Source organism: Natrononativus amylolyticus, from assembly GCF_024362525.1.
Taxonomy (GTDB): domain Archaea; phylum Halobacteriota; class Halobacteria; order Halobacteriales; family Natrialbaceae; genus Natrononativus; species Natrononativus amylolyticus.
Map to the genome: position 1 here is coordinate 1,889,185 of NZ_CP101458.1, position 15,475 is coordinate 1,904,659.

General features: G+C 66.6%; 17 protein-coding genes and 1 tRNA gene. 7 read left to right on the plus strand and 11 right to left on the minus strand.

The genetic code is table 11. The features are described from left to right. Window positions 1-53: 53 nt before the first annotated feature. Genes pstB through NMQ11_RS09945 form a run of 4 tightly spaced genes read right to left on the minus strand, consistent with a single transcriptional unit; the run spans window position 54 to window position 3,848 of the window. The gene (gene pstB, locus NMQ11_RS09930; protein WP_255167705.1) at window positions 54-989 is read right to left on the minus strand and encodes a phosphate ABC transporter ATP-binding protein PstB; all 936 of its coding nucleotides are present in this window, start codon (window positions 987-989) and stop codon (window positions 54-56) included. A gap of 2 nt (window positions 990-991) precedes the next feature. Further along, window positions 992-1,897 carry a phosphate ABC transporter permease PstA gene (pstA, locus tag NMQ11_RS09935; RefSeq protein ID WP_255167707.1) on the minus strand — a complete coding sequence of 302 codons (906 nt, stop codon included), beginning with the start codon at window positions 1,895-1,897 and terminating at the stop codon, window positions 992-994. Next, the gene (gene pstC / locus NMQ11_RS09940; RefSeq protein ID WP_255170883.1) at window positions 1,894-2,793 is read right to left on the minus strand and encodes a phosphate ABC transporter permease subunit PstC; all 900 of its coding nucleotides are present in this window, start codon (window positions 2,791-2,793) and stop codon (window positions 1,894-1,896) included. Before pstC ends, pstA begins: the two co-directional genes overlap by 4 nt. Window positions 2,794-2,813: 20 nt before the next feature. Further along, a complete protein-coding gene (locus tag NMQ11_RS09945; RefSeq protein ID WP_255167709.1) occupies window positions 2,814-3,848 on the minus strand; it encodes a PstS family phosphate ABC transporter substrate-binding protein in 1,035 nt (344 codons plus the stop codon). A gap of 205 nt (window positions 3,849-4,053) precedes the next feature. On the opposite strand from NMQ11_RS09945, the gene NMQ11_RS09950 reads away from it, so the two are divergent. Continuing rightward, on the plus strand, window positions 4,054-5,049 hold the full coding sequence (locus NMQ11_RS09950) for a phosphate uptake regulator PhoU (protein ID WP_255167711.1): 996 nt from the start codon (window positions 4,054-4,056) through the stop codon (window positions 5,047-5,049). A gap of 90 nt (window positions 5,050-5,139) precedes the next feature. Here the strand turns inward: NMQ11_RS09950 and NMQ11_RS09955 are convergent, their stop codons facing one another. The 3 genes from NMQ11_RS09955 to NMQ11_RS09965 are packed head-to-tail and all read right to left on the minus strand — an operon-like array spanning window position 5,140 to window position 9,236. Then, window positions 5,140-5,511 carry a 30S ribosomal protein S8e gene (locus tag NMQ11_RS09955; protein WP_255167713.1) on the minus strand — a complete coding sequence of 124 codons (372 nt, stop codon included), beginning with the start codon at window positions 5,509-5,511 and terminating at the stop codon, window positions 5,140-5,142. A gap of 53 nt (window positions 5,512-5,564) precedes the next feature. Continuing rightward, window positions 5,565-6,965 (minus strand): outer membrane protein assembly factor BamB family protein, encoded by a 1,401-nt coding sequence (locus NMQ11_RS09960; protein ID WP_425607709.1) that lies wholly within the window; start codon window positions 6,963-6,965, stop codon window positions 5,565-5,567. Window positions 6,966-6,980: 15 nt separating this feature from the next. Beyond that, complete coding sequence (locus NMQ11_RS09965) at window positions 6,981-9,236, minus strand: NADP-dependent malic enzyme (RefSeq protein ID WP_255167715.1); 2,256 nt, start codon at window positions 9,234-9,236, stop codon at window positions 6,981-6,983. A gap of 172 nt (window positions 9,237-9,408) precedes the next feature. Here NMQ11_RS09965 and NMQ11_RS09970 point away from each other — a divergent pair, with 172 nt between their 5' ends. After that, entirely contained in the window at window positions 9,409-9,903 is a 495-nt protein-coding gene (locus NMQ11_RS09970) for a phosphopantetheine adenylyltransferase (RefSeq protein WP_255167718.1), read from the plus strand. 244 nt (window positions 9,904-10,147) lie between these two features. Here NMQ11_RS09970 and NMQ11_RS09975 read toward each other — a convergent pair whose 3' ends face one another. Next, window positions 10,148-10,456 (minus strand): transcription initiation factor IIB family protein, encoded by a 309-nt coding sequence (locus tag NMQ11_RS09975; protein ID WP_255167720.1) that lies wholly within the window; start codon window positions 10,454-10,456, stop codon window positions 10,148-10,150. A 254-nt stretch (window positions 10,457-10,710) separates the two neighbouring features. Between NMQ11_RS09975 and NMQ11_RS09980 the strand changes: the two genes are divergently transcribed. Both NMQ11_RS09980 and NMQ11_RS09985 read left to right on the plus strand, forming a co-directional pair. Further along, window positions 10,711-10,884: a hypothetical protein gene (locus tag NMQ11_RS09980; protein ID WP_255167721.1), complete on the plus strand. Its 174-nt coding sequence runs from the start codon at window positions 10,711-10,713 to the stop codon at window positions 10,882-10,884. Between the two features lie 46 nt (window positions 10,885-10,930). Then, window positions 10,931-11,012: transfer RNA gene (locus NMQ11_RS09985), tRNA-Leu, on the plus strand. A 317-nt stretch (window positions 11,013-11,329) separates the two neighbouring features. Here the strand turns inward: NMQ11_RS09985 and NMQ11_RS09990 are convergent. Beyond that, a complete protein-coding gene (locus NMQ11_RS09990) occupies window positions 11,330-11,860 on the minus strand; it encodes a cupin domain-containing protein (RefSeq protein ID WP_255167723.1) in 531 nt (176 codons plus the stop codon). A 243-nt stretch (window positions 11,861-12,103) separates the two neighbouring features. On the opposite strand from NMQ11_RS09990, the gene dacZ reads away from it, so the two are divergent. After that, window positions 12,104-12,919 (plus strand): diadenylate cyclase DacZ, encoded by an 816-nt coding sequence (dacZ, locus tag NMQ11_RS09995; protein WP_255167725.1) that lies wholly within the window; start codon window positions 12,104-12,106, stop codon window positions 12,917-12,919. Between the two features lies 1 nt (window position 12,920). Beyond that, complete coding sequence (locus NMQ11_RS10000) at window positions 12,921-13,685, plus strand: mechanosensitive ion channel family protein (RefSeq protein ID WP_255167727.1); 765 nt, start codon at window positions 12,921-12,923, stop codon at window positions 13,683-13,685. 26 nt (window positions 13,686-13,711) lie between these two features. Here the strand turns inward: NMQ11_RS10000 and NMQ11_RS10005 are convergent, their stop codons facing one another. Beyond that, window positions 13,712-14,533, minus strand: a complete 822-nt coding sequence (locus NMQ11_RS10005; RefSeq protein WP_255167729.1) for a nucleoside phosphorylase — start codon at window positions 14,531-14,533, stop codon at window positions 13,712-13,714. A gap of 60 nt (window positions 14,534-14,593) precedes the next feature. On the opposite strand from NMQ11_RS10005, the gene NMQ11_RS10010 reads away from it, so the two are divergent. Next, entirely contained in the window at window positions 14,594-15,016 is a 423-nt protein-coding gene (locus tag NMQ11_RS10010) for a DUF488 family protein, N3 subclade (protein ID WP_255167730.1), read from the plus strand. 46 nt (window positions 15,017-15,062) lie between these two features. Here the strand turns inward: NMQ11_RS10010 and cdd are convergent, their stop codons facing one another. Beyond that, entirely contained in the window at window positions 15,063-15,449 is a 387-nt protein-coding gene (cdd, locus tag NMQ11_RS10015; protein WP_255167732.1) for a cytidine deaminase, read from the minus strand. Window positions 15,450-15,475: the final 26 nt, after the last annotated feature.

Genomic DNA, 15,475 nt, shown 5'->3' on the forward strand with positions numbered 1-15,475 from the left:
CGCTCGAGCGGGTGTACGGAACGGTTTCGCGGCGGGACGGGTTCTCGTCGAGCCTACCCGAACTTGCCGGTGATGTACTCCTCGACGCGCTTGTGTTCGGGGTTCTCGAAGATCTTGTCGGTGTTGTCGAACTCGACGAGCTTGCCGCCGGTGAGGAACACGGCCGTTTTGTCGGAGATACGGGCCGCCTGCTGCATGTTGTGGGTGACGATGACCACGGTGTACTCCTCCGCGAGCTCCTCGACCAGATCCTCGATCTGGGAGGTCGCGACCGGATCGAGCGCGCTCGCGGGCTCGTCCATCAGGATCACCTCGGGGTCGGTGGCGATGGCGCGGGCGATGCAGAGTCGCTGCTGTTGGCCGCCGGAGAGTTCGAGGCCGCTCTCGTCTAAGCGGTCTTCGACCTCGTCTAGGATGGCCGCCCGCTCTAAGGCGCGGTGGACCGTCTCCTCGAGGTCGTCGTCTTTCCCCTGGACGCGCAGGCCGTAGGCGACGTTGTCGAAGATGCTCTTCGGGAAGGGGTTGGGTTTCTGGAACACCATCCCGATCTTCCGGCGGAGCGCGACGGGGTCGACGTCGTCGTCGTAGACGTTCTTGCCGTGAAAGCGCAGTTCCCCCTCGACGCGGGCGACGTCGATCAGGTCGTTCATCCGGTTGATCGAGCGCAGGAACGTCGATTTCCCACAGCCCGACGGGCCGATCAGCGCCGTGACCTGGTGTTCGGGGATGTCCATGTCGATCCCCTGGAGCGCCTGCGTGTCCCCGTAGAACACGTCCAGGTCGCGGGACTCGATTACGATCTCCTCGCCTCGCGCGTCCGCAGGCGCCGACGTGCGCCCGTCCTCGGACTCCGACGGTCGGTATCGCGACGCAGAGCTCTCCCCGTCCATCGTCCGTGTATCGGTCTCGAGGGAGGTACCTGTTGTGGAACGCCGTTCCTCGTCGCTCGTCGAACCGCGGGTTTCGGAGTGGGTGTCTTGTCGTGTCATGGTCAGGATCGTGGATCGTATCGGTTGCGGATGAAGATCGCCACCGCGTTCATCGCGAGCAGGATCGTCAGCAGGACGACGATTCCCGCCGCGGCGATGTGCTGGAACTCCGCCTCGGGAAGGGTCGCCCACTCGAAGATCGTCATCGGCATCGCGCTGAACGGACTGCGAAGGCCGTCGGGGGCGACGAACAGCGACGTCGCCGCGCCGACCATCAGGATCGGCGCCGTCTCGCCGATCGCCCGCGACAGCGAGAGAATCGTCCCCGTCATGATCCCCGGCAGCGCCCGCGGCAGCACGACGTCGCGGATCACCTGCCACTGGGTCGCGCCGACGCCGTAGGCCGCCTGGCGCTGGGAGTCGGGCACCGCTCGCAGCGCCTCCTGGGTCGAGACGATGACGATCGGCAGGATCAACAGGGTGAGCGTCAGCGCGCCGGCGATGAGACTCGAGCCGAGCTGGAACGCCCGGACGAAGATCGCAAGTCCCAGCAGGCCGTAGACGATCGAGGGCACCCCCGCGAGGTTGGCGATGTTCGCCTCGATGAACGACTTCAGCCGGCTCTCGGGGGCGTACTCCTCGAGGTAGACCGCCGCGCCGACGCCCAGGAAGATCGTGAACACCGCCGTCAGCGCGATGAGGAACACCGAGCCGACGATCGCGGGATACATACCGGCGCCGCGCCCGCCGGGCAGGTAGTTCTCGACGCTCTGGGAGGGCGGATAGGTGAGGAACTCCCAGGTGATCCAGCCCCAGGACTCGTAGAGGACGTCCGCGACGAGCGCGACGAGCGCGACGATGCCGACGAGCGTCGAGGCGAAGCAGACGGCGACGAAGACGCGTCCGATCGTCCGCTTTCGCTCGATGTCCTCGGCTCCGCCGAACGGCGTGCCGGTGTCGGTGCTCATTGGTACTCCTCCCGGTAGCGCGAGCGAACCCACATACTGAACAGGTTCATCGTGAGCGTCATCGCGAACAGCGTGAGGCCGACGGCGAACAGGCTCTGGTAGCCGATCGAGCCGACGGAGACGTCGCTGATCCCGATCTGGACCATGTATGCCGTCATCGTCTGAATCGGCTCGAGCGGGTTCCCCGTGATCTGGGGGTGCATTCCGGCGGCGAGCGTGACGGCCATCGTCTCGCCGATCGCCCGCGACAGCGCGAGGATGTAGGCGGCGATCACGCCCGAGAGCGACGCCGGGAAGACGACGCTCGTCGACACCTCGAACTTCGTCGCGCCGAGGCCGTAGGCGGCGTTCCTGAGGTCGTCCGGCACCGCCGACATAGCGTCCTCGCTGAGACTCGAGACCATCGGGATGATCATGATGCCGACGACGATCGCCCCCGCGGCCGCGTTGAACGTCCCGGTCTCGGGGAAGAATAGCTGGATGATCGGCGTGATCAGCGAGAGCGCGAAGAAGCCGTAGACGATCGTCGGGATCCCGGCGAGGATCTCGAGGGTCGGTTTGATCGTCTTTCGGACCTGGGGGTCGGCGTACTCGGAGAGGTAGATCGCGGTGGCCGTTCCGACCGGAATCGCGATCGCCGCCGAGCCGACGGTGATGAGTAACGTCCCCCAGATCAGGGGCAACACGCCGTAGCTCTGTGGTCTGATCACCGGGGACCACTCGGTACCCGTGACGTACTCGACGATCGAAACGTGCCGGAAGAACTCCACCGAGCCCTGGACGAGCACGAGGATGATCGCGAGCGTCGTGAGCACGGTGACGAGCGCACACGAGAAGAACACGTACCGGATCGCCGCGTTCTTGCGGTCGGCGAGTTCGCTGCCCCCGCTCGTGATCGCTGCCGCGGTCGCGTCGCTCACGCGACCACCTCGTCGATCGCGTCCTCGAGCTTCGCGACGTCGGCCTCGATCGTCTCGTCGGGCACCGCGTAGTAGCCGACCCGGCGGGCGGCCCACTGGGTCCAGGTCAGCGTCTCCCCGTCCTCGACGACGTCGGACTCGGCCGCCTCACCGTCGATCTCCTCGAAGTAGAACCGGGCGAACTGCCGAACCTCCTCGCGCTCGAACCCGTCGACCCGGAAGTAGGTGTACAGCGAGCGGGTCAGCGGCGTGTACTCGCCGCTCTCGATCGTCTCGCGGGTCGGCTTCTCACGGTTGTCGCCGTCGTCGACCTCGAGGAGTGTCAGGTCGTCCTCGTTCTCGTAGTAGTAGCCCGCTCCGCCGAACCCGAGGCCGTACAGGCTCCCCCTGACGCCGCGGACGATGACGTTCGTGTCGGCGCTCGCCGAATAGTCCGATCGGATGTCGCCGATCTCGCCGGTGATCGCCTCCGTGAAGTAGTCGAACGTTCCCGAGGCCGCGTCTCGGCCGTACAGTTCGATCTCCTCGTCCGGCCACTCCTCGCGGACGTCCCGCCACGTTTCGACGTCGGAACCAGACTCCCATATCGACTCGAGTTCTTCGACGGTGAGGTACTCACACCAGTCGTTTTGCTCGTGGACGAAGACCGCGATACCGTCGAGTGCGGTCTCGAGTTCGACGTACTCGACGTCGTTTTCGACGCAGAGAGCCTCCTCGTCCTCGAGGATCGTCCGGCTGGCGTTCTGGGCGTGGGTTTCGCCGGTACAGAACCGCTGGAACCCCGCTCCGGTCCCGGAGCCCCGAACCGGGATCACGACCCGGTTGTTTCGCCACTGAAACTCCTCGGAGACGACCGCACCGTGTGGCAGCACGGTGTTGCTCCCGTCCATTCGGACCTCGCCGGAGAGGCCGCTGTCCTCGCCGCGAGCGAGACACCCCGAAAGCCCCGTCAGAACGGTACCCGCGCCGCCGAGCAGCACGCGACGGCGCGAGCACGCGTCGTCGCGGCCTGAGGTCGGCTCGTTTCCCATTACCGACTATGTAGCAGATCGGCTCTAAGTACCCTACTATGTCCTCTATATAGAACTATGTGAGACAACCGTTGACTGAGGATTAGTTCACAGTTTCGAGTGAGTATCCAACGTGTAAACCGGCAGACTGCGCCCGCTATCCGGTGGTCGAATTTCGCGGTCTATAGATCCGAGATGATTTATAGTATCAGCCGAAAGATCCGATATGGAGACGCGCAAGGTCCAGGTGACCGGTGGGTCGACGTACACCGTGTCACTGCCGAAGACCTGGGCGACCGACAACGACGTCAGCGCCGGGACGACCGTCGAGTTCTACCCCGAGGACGACGCGCTGTTGTTGACGCCCCAGAGCGACACCCACCGCCAGGAGGGAACCCTCGACGTGACCAACCTCGAGGGCGAGCGGCTCACCCGCGCGGTGATGACGATGTACGTGAGCGGCTTCGACATCATCACCCTCGAGGCGAGCCGGATCACGACCGATCAGCGCCGGGCGATCCGCGACGCCACCCAGAGCCTCGTCGGCGTCGAGGTGTTAGAGGAGACGACCGACAGCGTCGTCATCCAGGACTTACTCGACTCCTCGGAGCTGTCGATCGTCAACGCCGTCACCCGCATGCGCCTGATCGCCCAGTCGATGCTCGAGGACGCCATGACCGCGCTGCTCGAGAACGACGACGACATCGCCCGCGACGTCATCGAGCGCGACGACGACGTCGACCGCCTCTGGCTCGTCGTCTCCCGGATCTTCCGGGCGACGCTTCGCTCGCCGCGGGCGGCCGAGGAACTCGGCGTCCCCCGCGAGGACTGCTTCGACTACCACTCGAGCGCCCGGCAGTTAGAGCGCGTCGCCGACCACGCGGTGAAGATCAGCACGCTCGCGCTCAAACTCGGGGAGATTCCCGACGACGTCGCCGAGGGGCTGACGGCGCTTCACGACGACGCCTACGACGTCCTCGAGAAGTCGATGGACGCGCTGTTCGCAGAGGAGAGCGAGGAGGCGAACCGGCTGGGCCACGCCGCCCGCGAGGCGATCCTCGACATCGACGAACACACGCGGGCGATCGACGACATTCTCAGGGAGCTCGATCCGGTTCAGGCTCAGTCGCTCGGACTGATCGTCGACTCGCTCTCGCGCACCGCGGACTACGGCGGCAACATCGCGGAGACGGCGTTACAGAAGGCCGCACCGCGACCCTGAGCGGCCGATCGGGTTTCCCGGCCGAGAGACCGGACGTCTCTCCGTCGTCGTCACTCCGCGCTCGTGGCGGTTTCAGAAATCAGGTCCGAGTTACTCGAGCAGAACCGCGTTGACCTGGCCGGTCTGGCCGGGGCGGGAGGTGACGCGGGCGCGTCCCTCGCCGGTCTCGATGACGGCGCCCTTCGTGATGATGTTCCGGCGGACGTAGTTGGGGTTGGCGTCGTTCTCGACGACGTCCTCGATCTCGGTAGTAACGGTTTCGCCGCCGGTGTTGACGTTCGCGACGTTGGTCGCGAGCGCGCGGGTCTTCTCCGCGTTGCCGCGGACGCCGACGGTCCGGAAGCGGGGTTCGCCGACCTGCGTCTCGGTCGGGGACCGGCCGAGTTCGTGTTTCTTGCGGTTTCGGGTGTGCTTCAGTCGACCGCCGGTTCGCTTGCGGGTAGAGCGTCCCTGATCTTGCATACCCGGGAGAAGTCGTGGCGGCTACTTGAATGCACGCTTTCGAATCGCGCCGGTCACTCGTCTTCGACGAGACAGTAGGCGTGGCCGGGCTCCTCGAGGACCGGCTCCTCCCCGTTGGAGAAGACACCGCGCTCGGCGTAGTAGATGCGGCCGTCGCGAGGGATCGCGCCGCCGGTGACGTGGCCGCGATTCTGGACCCGCCAACGGCGCGTCCCGGTCGCCCTGTCGAGGGCGTACAGGTGCGCGTCGTAGGAGCCGACGAGGATCGAGTCGGCGGTCGCGGTGAGCGAGCCGATGACGCGGCCGCCAACTAGCGCCGACCAGCGCTCCTCGCCGGTCGCGGCGTCGAGCGCGTACACCCGATTGTCGTCGCTGCCGACGTACACGACGCCCGCCTCGGGGTCGACGGCGGGGTTCGACATGATAACGCGTCCGGTCTCGAACGACCACTCCTCGCTGCCGTCTGCGAGGTCGAGGCGGTAGAACCGGCCGTCCCAGGAGCCGACGAACGCCGCCCCGTCGTAGGTCGGAATCGTCCCCTTGATCTCCGCGCCCAGGCGGAACGCGCCGCCGGCCTGTGCGTCGCCGTCGGGACCGGCCGGCCCGCCCGCCTGGAACGACCAGGCGAACTCGAGGGAGGGGAACTCCCAGCAGTAGACGACGCCGTCGTTCGAGCCGGCGACGAGCCGTCCGGCCTCGCAGTCGATCGCCGGCGAGGGGTGGGGCATCCCCCAGAGGCGGTCGTCGCTCCACAGCGGCGTCCCGGTGGCGGCGTCGACCGCCCACAGCGCCCCGCTGGGCGGGTCGTTATACTCCGCCAGGAGGTAGAGCACGCCGTCGAGGTAGGCCGGACTCGAGCCGATGGCGATGGCGCCGCCGAACTCCGCCGGCGACGTTCGCCAGCGCAGGCTACCGGCGTCGACGTCGACGGCGTACAGCGCGCCGTCGTAGCCGCCGACGTACGCAGTCCCGTGGGCGATTGCGGGCGTTCCGTGAAAACCCAGGCTCCGAGCGGCGCCCGTCTCGAGGCGCCAGCGGCGCTCGCCGGTGGGCGAGAGGGCGTGAATCAGGCCGGTGTCCCCCGCGACGAGGATCGTCTCGCCGTCGGGGGTCGGTCTCGGCGTCGACTTGGCCGCGGTGTGGCTGCGACGATTGACCGGGATCGACCAGTCGACGCGGACGGCCGAGGGAACCGTCGCCTCGGGGTAGTAGCCGTACCGGCGCAGCCCGCGGCGGAACATCGACACCGCCTCGTCCGGCGGCTGCGGGGCGTACCCCCCTGACGCCTCCGCTGCGAGCGACCGACAGTCCGGTTTCGGCCGGTGCCAGCGCTGAGTCGCCCCGCCGAGACCGATCGCGCCGATGGCGCCGGCGCCGCAGAGAAACCGTCGCCTCCCGAACCCGGTACGCGCGTCCCACTCCGGCCGAGAGCCGTCTGTCCCGGCATCCCCCACCCGGTCGTCCACGGCTCAGTCCTTCTGGGCGTCTACGACCGCCACGCCGGCGAGGTTGACGATGTCCTTGACCTCGTCGCCCCGCTGGAGGACGTGGACGGGCTTGTCCATCCCGACGAGCATCGGTCCGATGGCCTCCGCGCCGCCGAGACGCTGGAGGAGCTTGTAGCCGATGTTGCCCGACTCGAGGTTCGGGAAGACGAGCACGTTCGCCGGCTGGTCGAGCTCCGAGAAGCCGTAGGTGCCCTCGAGGATCTCCTCGACGACCGCGGTGTCGGCCTGCATCTCGCCGTCGACGGGGAAGTCGACCTCGGGGTCCTCCTGGAGGAGTCGAGCCGCGTCACGCGGTTTGCGGGTCCCCTCGTTGTCGACGCTGCCGAAGTTCGAGTACGAGAGCAGCGCCGCGCGCGGTTCGACGTTGAACCGGCGGGCGAGTTTGCCGGTCTGTTTGGTGACCTCCGCGAGCACGTCGGCGTCGGGCGCCTGATTGACGGTCGCGTCGGCGACGAAGATCACGCGGTTCTTGAACGTCAGCATGTAGACGCCGGCGGCGTAGTCGGCGTCCGGCGCCGTCCCGATCACCTGCAGCGGCGGGCGCAGCGCCGACGGGTAGTGGTGTGAGAGCCCGGTGAGGAAGGCGTCGGCGTCGCCCCGCTCGACCATCACGCTCCCGAAGTAGTTCGTGTCCCGGCGGACGAGTTCGCCGGCTTCGGTGCGCGTGATCCCCTTTCGCTTCCGGAGCTCGTGGAGGTGGTCGGCGTACCCCTCGTAGTCGCCGTCGTCCGGGTCCGCAACCTCCGGCTCGAAGTCGAGGCCGAGGTTGGCGGCGGTGCGCTTGATCCGATCCTCCTCCCCGATGAGCACCGGATCGGCGATCCCCTGCTCGCGGAGCTGGTAGGCCGCCCGGATCATCTTCTCGTTTTCCCCCTCCGCGAGCGCGACGCGCTTGGGGTCGCTCTTGGCCTTGTTGAGCACCACCCGCATCATCTCGCGGGACTTGCCGAGGCGGGCCTCGAGTTCCTCCTCGTAGGCGTCGATGTCGACGTCGATCCGGGCCGCACCGGAGTCGGCGGCGGCCGCTGCGACGGCGGGGGCGACCCGGAACAGGACGCGAGGATCGACGGGTTTGGGGATGATGTAGTCGGGGCCGAACTGGAGCGGGTCGTCGCCGTAGGCCTTGACGACCGCGTCGGGGACGTCCTCGCGGGCGAGGTCGGCGAGCGCGCGGGCGCAGGCGACTTTCATCTCCTCGTTGATCTCCGTCGCCCGCACGTCGAGGGCGCCGCGGAAGATGAAGGGAAAACCGAGGACGTTGTTGACCTGATTCGGATAGTCGGAGCGCCCCGTCGCCATGATCACGTCGTCCTCGCGGGCTTCCTTGGCCTCGTGGTAACCGATCTCGGGGTCGGGGTTCGCCATCGCGAAGATGATCGGGTTGTCGCCCATCGACCGGACCATCTCCTGGCTGACGATGCCGCCGATCGAGAGGCCGACGAAGACGTCCGCACCCGCCATCGCGTCGGCGAGATCGCCGGGCGGGACGTCGCGGGCGAACTCCCGCTTGTACTCGTTGACGTCGCCGGCCTCCGCGCGGGCCCGCGTGATGATTCCCGAGGAGTCACACATCGTGATGTTCTCCTTTTTCGCGCCCAGCGAGACGTAGAAGCGGGCGGTCGCCAGCGCGCTCGCGCCGGCACCCGAGAAGACGATCTCGAGGTCGGCGAGCTCCTTGCCGGCGATGTCGGCGGCGTTGACGAGCGCGGCGCCGGAGATGATCGCGGTGCCGTGCTGGTCGTCGTGGAACACCGGGATGTCCATCTCCTCGCGCAGGCGCTCCTCGATGGTGAAACACTCGGGGGCCTTGATATCCTCCAGATTGACGCCGCCGAACGTCGGCTCCATCATCTTCACCGCGTCGGCGAACCGGTCGGGGTCGGCCTCGTCGAGTTCGATGTCGAAGACGTCGATGTCGGCGAACCGCTTGAACAGCACCCCCTTTCCTTCCATCACCGGCTTCGACGCCTGCGCGCCGATGTCGCCCAGTCCGAGCACGGCCGAGCCGTTCGAGACGACCCCGACGAGGTTCCCCTTTGCGGTGTAGGTGTAGGCGTCTGTCTCGTCCTCGTGGATCGCCATACACGGGGCGGCCACGCCGGGAGAGTACGCGAGCGAGAGGTCCCGCTGCGTGTTCGTCGGCTTCGTCGTCGATATCTCGATTTTTCCGGGCGGATCGGTTCGGTGGTAGTCTAGCGCCTCCTCGTCGAGTCCCATACCACAGCCACTGCCGTCGATCACTAAAAACGATGCGAAGGGGAGTTTCGACGGCCGTCGAAACTCCGACCGCCGGTGCGAGCCGCCGGGCACCGCCGAAGCGGGCGAGGCTGTGCCGACCCGCGAATCCTCGATTCGACCCTTTTATACGCGGCGCCCCTGTGGATGTGGTATGGACGTCGCGCTTGGTGGGACGTTCGACCCCGTTCACGACGGTCACCGCCAACTCTTCGAACGGGCGTTCGAACTCGGAGACGTAACCGTCGGACTGACGAGCGACGAACTCGCGCCGAAGACGCGCCACGTCGACCGGTACGTCCGCCCGTACGACGAACGCGAACGCGACCTCGCCGCCTGTCTCGAGACCTATGCCGACGAACACGACCGGGAGTTCGAGATCCGGACGCTCTCGGAGCCCACCGGGATCGCAACCGAACCGCAGTTCGACTACCTGATCGTCTCGCCGGAGACCGTCGACGGCGGCAAGCGGATCAACGAGATCCGGCGCGAACGGGGGTACGACCCGCTCGAGATCGTCGTCGTTCCGCACGTGCTGGCCGACGACGGCGAGATCATCTCGAGCACCCGAATCGTCGAAGGCGAGATCGACGAGCACGGAACCCTGACGCCCGACGCAGAGGGCCGAAGCAGCACTCGAGGCGCGTAACCGTCTCGAACGGGGACGTCTCGGGGCACCGGTGGTCGACCCGGACGCACCACCGGCTACCGCTTCTGAAAATCCGGAGCGGAGAGTACCATCCGCGTGGAGACGCGCCGGCCATCGCGACACTCACACCGCTGCACCTGTGCATCGAATTTCGTCGTTGTCGCCGGATTTCGCCGGTGTAGCGTACACTTACGTTAGAACAGGGATCGGATGCGATCCGGAAACGGTGGTCTGGTCGTGACAGTCACCAGCTCGGCGCCTCGAGACCCGCGCGCTCGAGAACGTCCTTCCAGTGTTGCTGGATCGACAGCCGCGAGACGTCGGCCGCGTCGGCGACCTCGCCCTGCGTTCGGCCGTCACCGGCGACCAGCGAACCGGCGTACACGCTCGCTGCGAGCATCGTCCGCTTCGATCGGTCCGCCTCCGGCACGTCGGAGAGAAAGAGATCCGCCGCACAACTTCGCGCCTCCGCCGTCAACTCGAGGCGATCCCCGACCCGTTCCAGTTGCTCGAGCCACTCCGCGTGCTCGACGCGTTCTCGCGCGCTGTACATGCCTCGTCGTTACTGCCCGAACCGGTATAAACTCACGGCTCACCCGTCCTGGTGCGTCAGCGACGGATACTCTCTCGACAACAGGGGGCTACGGAACACAACGTTCAGCTACGAATAGCTAGGGAAACTGGCCGTTGCGCCCCGAATTCGTAGGTGCCGATTACTAAAGCACTCCGCTCGCAAAGCGTCTTTCGACGCCTGTCGCCGGCTCTCCGGGGGGAACACCCGCTGTGTGCGACCCGCGTCGTCCGCCTATGAACGAACCCACCTGCAAACTCGTCTGTACCGGCTGCGGCCTCGAGATGCCGTACCGGGACCGTGCCCTCGCGGAACAAGCGGCGGAGCTCCACCAGCTTCGCGACGCGGAGCACGTGACGTTCATCGTGCCGCCGGACTGGTCGCCCGAGGAGCCGGTGACCCACGAATAGTGCGGACCGACAGGTTCTTACTCGATTCGCCGAAACTCGAGACTGCGCGCGGGTAGCCAAGTGGTAACGGCGCAGCGCTTAGGACGCTGTCTCGTAGGAGTCCGCAGGTTCGAATCCTGTCCCGCGCATTTTCACGGCGAACACGTCCGTGAGCCGTGAAAATCGTCCAAAGGATTCGAATCAGGGAGCAGCTTCGCTGCGACCGTGGTTCGAATCCTGTCCCGCGCACCCAGCTTTTGCCGAGGGCTCCGCGCTCGGTGAACGGCTTCGCTCGGGTTCTCCGGGCCGCTCGCTTGCCAATAGTACACCCAATTCCAGTTCGGAGCCCGAAACGAATCACAAACGGAATCGCGTCTTCGACTGTGTATCAATCGACTCGGTCCCGAGATCACCTCCCATCGGAGCCGGTCCCGAGGCGATTCGAAACAACCCCGTTGTGGAGCGATCAGCTATCGGCAGACCCGATCCGCAGCTCGCCGCCGCACTCCGGACACACCAGTTCCGAGTCCGGGTCCGACGAGACCCGCATGTTGTCGTGACCGCAGTCGGGACACTCGACGTCCCTGTCCAGGACGGGGATGCTCGAGATCCGAACCTCCTCGCTGTCCCGCGGCGCCCCTAGCGCGAGCGCGACGACCTCGCGGGCGGACTCGTTCGCCCCCGACTGGAACTCGCCGGGTTCGAAGCGGACCGCCTCGTTCGGGCCGACCGCAACCGTCTCGCGGGTCGCCGGTGGCTCACCGTCCGTCGAACGCTGTCGCACCGTGAACGTCGCCTCGCCCTCGAGAACGACGAACACCTCCTCCTGGTCCATGTGGGCGTGGACGGAGCCGCTGAAGCGCTCGCCGGGCGCGAGTCTGTAGTACGCGATGGCGAGGTGGTTCGTGTTCAGCCGGTCCGTCAACACGCGCCGGTCGGCGTGGATGTGGCGGTCGTACTCGTCCGGATCGACCTCGTCGATCGCGACAGTCTCCATGCGCCTCCGTTCTCGCGCGCTTACAAACATCAGTTTCGGCCGGTTTCGTATCGTTCCATCGCAGTGAACGATTCGAGACCACCCGTTCGTTTCGACGGGAGGTCGCCGACGGCGGCCGGATTCGGCCGGTTCGGCCCGAAATTGGGCGTAACCTAATTGCACCGGAACGAACTCGAAACGAGAGACAGACGCGCGTCAGACGGTCCAAAACGCTTATTCGAGCGGCGATGGCTTATAGGGGTAATGGCCGGAATTGACGACGTCTTCGGGGACATTTTCTCGGACGTCGACGCCGTCGTCCTCTTCTCTCCGAGCGGTTCGTACTACGAGCAGTTTATCGAACTCGACGAGGAGCTCGAACTGATCGTCGTCGGGACGGAGAACGCGGTCGGTTCCGACGCGTTCGTCGAACTGCCGATCGAGTTCGAGAACGTCGCGGACCGCATTCGGTTCGGACTCGAGGGAGCCCTCGAGCGGGGCGTGATCGACGACGGCGACGTACTCGCCTGTGCGACGAGCGTCTTCGGGGACGGCACCGATACGGTCTCGCGCGTTCGCGCCGACGCTGACTCTCACACCGGGATCTTCGATCTGTTCGCGAAGTCGCGCGCGGAGCCGGAGGTGATCCGGGCGGTGCTCGAGCTCGCGATCGAACTCGGGAAGAAAGGACAGAAGGGAAAGCCCGTCGGCGCGCTGTTCGTCGTCGGCGACGCCGGCAAGGTGATGAACAAGTCCCGGCCGCTGTCGTACAACCCGTTCGAGAAGTCCCACGTCCACGTCGGCGATCCGATCGTGAACGTCATGTTAAAGGAGTTCTCCCGGCTCGACGGCGCGTTCGTCATCTCCGACTCCGGGAAACTCGTCTCGGCGTATCGCTACCTCGAGCCCTCCGCGGAGGGCGTGGACATCCCGAAGGGGCTGGGTGCGCGACACATGGCCGGCGGGGCCATCAGTCGCGACACGAACGCCGTGTCGATCGTTCTCTCCGAGAGCGACGGGCTCGTCAGGGCGTTCAAGGGAGGAGAGATCGTTCTGGAGGTCGATCCGGAGGAGTACTGACATGGAGTGGCAGACGCTCATCGACGAGCCGGCGGTCATAGCGACGGCGGTACTCGCACTCGGCTTCGTCGTGGGCTACCTCGTCGGCCGGTTGAACAGCGAGCTGCTGACTGCCGCGGGGGTTCCGGAGGCCGTCGAGGGGACGCCCTTCGAGCGGACCGCCCAGTCGCTCGGCACCTCGACGGTCGACATCGTCGCCCGCATCAGTTCGTGGTTCATCTACGGCATCGCGGTGCTGACCGCGATCCACATCGCCCAGCTGCTCGAGACCGACGAGTTCTGGACGGCGATCATCGGTTTCGTCCCGCAGGTGTTCGTCGCGGTCCTGGTGCTCATCCTCGGGTTCATCGTCGCCGACAAGATCGAGCTGATCGTCAGCGAGTACTTCCGGGGCGTCAAACTCCCCGAGATCTCGATCATCCCGAAGGTGGTGAAGTACTCGGTGCTGTACGTTGCCTTCCTGATCGCGCTCGCACAGGTCGGCGTCGAGGTGCTGGCGCTGTTGATCCTCCTGACCGTCTACGCCGCCGGCATCGTCGTCGTCGGAGCGTTCGCGTTCAAGGACTTCCTCGTCTCGAGCGCCGCCGGCATCTACCTCCTGCTCAACCAGCCCTACGGGATCGGCGACCGGGTGCAGATCGGCGAGCAGACGGGAATCGTCCAGGAGGTCGATCTGTTCGTGACGAAGATCGAAGACGACTCCGAGGAGTACATCGTCCCGAACCGGAAGGTGTTCGAGGAGGGCATCGTCCGGATCAGGGACTGACGCCGCGAGCCGACCCTCGCGTCCCGCTACTCGAGTGACAGTCCGGCGTGCCACCGGTCCGCGCCCGCCTCGCGTTTGACCGCGTCCATCCGTGCGAGCAGGTGCGTCGCGAGCGAGGCCGTTTCGGCCGCTCGAGACTCGCCTTCGGTGCGGAACTCGCCGGTTTCGCGGTTAGCGTAGACGGTGCAGACGGCGCCCGCCCGGAGGCCGTAGATGCCGGCGATCGTCATGATCGCGCTGGCTTCCATCTCGATGTTCTTGACGTTGGCCTCCCGGAGCTGGTCGACCAGCTCGTCGGCGCCGGCGGCTTCGAACCCCTCGAAGCCGGGGCGTCCCTGGCCGGCGTAGAATGAGTCGGCGCTCATCGTGACTCCGGTGTGGTAGTCGTAACCGAGGCGCTCTGCGGCAGCGACGAGCGCGCAGACGACCTCGTAGTCCGCCGCCGCGGGGTAGTCCTCGCGGACGTACTCGTCGCTCGTTCCCTCCTGGCGCACCCCACCGGTGGTGATGACGAGGTCGCCGACGTTCATTTCGGGCTGGATCGCCCCGCAAGACCCCACGCGGATGAACGTGTCGACACCCACGCGCGCGAGTTCCTCGACCGCGATTGCCGCCGAGGGGCCGCCGATTCCCGTCGAGGTGACCGAAATCGGCGTCCCCTCGTACGTCCCGGTCGCCGTGCGGTACTCGCGGTGGTGGGCCCGCTCCTCCGAGTCGTCCCAGCACTCGACGATCTTCTCGACGCGCTCGGGGTTTCCCGGCAGCAGAACCGTTTCGGCGACGTCCTCGGCCCCGACCTCGAGGTGGTACTGTACGTCCGCGTTCGGGTCTTCGCTGTGTCCCGCCATCTGAGACTCGAGGGTTCGAACCGCCGCCGTATATAAATGCTGGACCGCCGTACCACCGGTATGGCTCGAGGCTCGCTCGCCGACACCTACGTCGCGGCGCTCCAGCACGACCTCGCGGAACTCCCACCGGAGGCGACGCTCGTGGGCGTCGTCCGCAGCCCGACGCGGTGGTTCCACGCCGCCGTCGACGAGAACGTCCCGGAGCTGGGGCCGCCGCGGGCGCTGCTCGAGGAGGTGCAGACGGCGGCGGAAGACCTCAAGATGCAGGGGCTGTGCGACGAGGGCGCTCACAACGCCGCCTGGGAGCAAGTCGGCTTCGGCGAGCGGTATCAACGGTATCTCGAGGAGTCGGCCGACGCCCGGGAGGCGGTGACTTCGCTCGAGGACCGCCTCGAGGCCGGCGAGTCGCTGGCGCTCGTCTGTTACGAGAACACCGCGAAGAAGCGGTGCCACCGGACGATCCTGCGGGACCGGCTCGAGTGAATCCGCACCAGTCGACAGGCCCTGCTCGAGACGAGCGGACCGCGCTCTACTCGAGCATCTCCTCGGTGATCGTGTTCGGCAGCAGTTCGCCGAGGCTGTACTCGGTGACGCCGTCACCCTCGTCGCAGAGCACGCGGAGGTCGTCCTCGCAGAACTCTGCGAGCGTCTGGCGGCACATCCCGCAGGGGGTGACGCCGTCGCGGCGACCCGAACTCACCGCGATCCGGGAGAACTCGCGGTGGCCTTCCTTGACCGCCTCGGCGATCGCGACCTCCTCGGCGTGGAGGCTGTTGCTGTAGTTCGCGTTCTCTATGTTGCAGCCGACGAACACGTCGCCGTCGGCGGTCTCGAGGGCGGCGCCGACCCGGTACTCCGAGTAGGGGACGTGTGCCTGCGACTGGATCTCGCGGGCGGCCTCGATCAGCTCGTTCATGGGTGGCGTTTCTCGGAGTGACTGTA

Bases quoted from the DNA above. Each gene is read 5' to 3' on its own strand.
- pstB (WP_255167705.1), bottom strand. From the start codon at position 989: ATGACACGACAAGACACCCACTCCGAAACCCGCGGTTCGACGAGCGAC.
- pstA (WP_255167707.1), bottom strand. From the start codon at position 1,897: ATGAGCACCGACACCGGCACGCCGTTCGGCGGAGCCGAGGACATCGAG.
- NMQ11_RS09945 (WP_255167709.1), bottom strand. From the start codon at position 3,848: ATGGGAAACGAGCCGACCTCAGGCCGCGACGACGCGTGCTCGCGCCGT.
- NMQ11_RS09950 (WP_255167711.1), top strand. From the start codon at position 4,054: ATGGAGACGCGCAAGGTCCAGGTGACCGGTGGGTCGACGTACACCGTG.
- NMQ11_RS09955 (WP_255167713.1), bottom strand. From the start codon at position 5,511: ATGCAAGATCAGGGACGCTCTACCCGCAAGCGAACCGGCGGTCGACTG.
- NMQ11_RS09965 (WP_255167715.1), bottom strand. From the start codon at position 9,236: ATGGGACTCGACGAGGAGGCGCTAGACTACCACCGAACCGATCCGCCC.
- NMQ11_RS09970 (WP_255167718.1), top strand. From the start codon at position 9,409: ATGGACGTCGCGCTTGGTGGGACGTTCGACCCCGTTCACGACGGTCAC.
- NMQ11_RS09975 (WP_255167720.1), bottom strand. From the start codon at position 10,456: ATGTACAGCGCGCGAGAACGCGTCGAGCACGCGGAGTGGCTCGAGCAA.
- NMQ11_RS09980 (WP_255167721.1), top strand. From the start codon at position 10,711: ATGAACGAACCCACCTGCAAACTCGTCTGTACCGGCTGCGGCCTCGAG.
- NMQ11_RS09990 (WP_255167723.1), bottom strand. From the start codon at position 11,860: ATGGAGACTGTCGCGATCGACGAGGTCGATCCGGACGAGTACGACCGC.
- dacZ (WP_255167725.1), top strand. From the start codon at position 12,104: ATGGCCGGAATTGACGACGTCTTCGGGGACATTTTCTCGGACGTCGAC.
- NMQ11_RS10000 (WP_255167727.1), top strand. From the start codon at position 12,921: ATGGAGTGGCAGACGCTCATCGACGAGCCGGCGGTCATAGCGACGGCG.
- NMQ11_RS10005 (WP_255167729.1), bottom strand. From the start codon at position 14,533: ATGGCGGGACACAGCGAAGACCCGAACGCGGACGTACAGTACCACCTC.
- NMQ11_RS10010 (WP_255167730.1), top strand. From the start codon at position 14,594: ATGGCTCGAGGCTCGCTCGCCGACACCTACGTCGCGGCGCTCCAGCAC.
- cdd (WP_255167732.1), bottom strand. From the start codon at position 15,449: ATGAACGAGCTGATCGAGGCCGCCCGCGAGATCCAGTCGCAGGCACAC.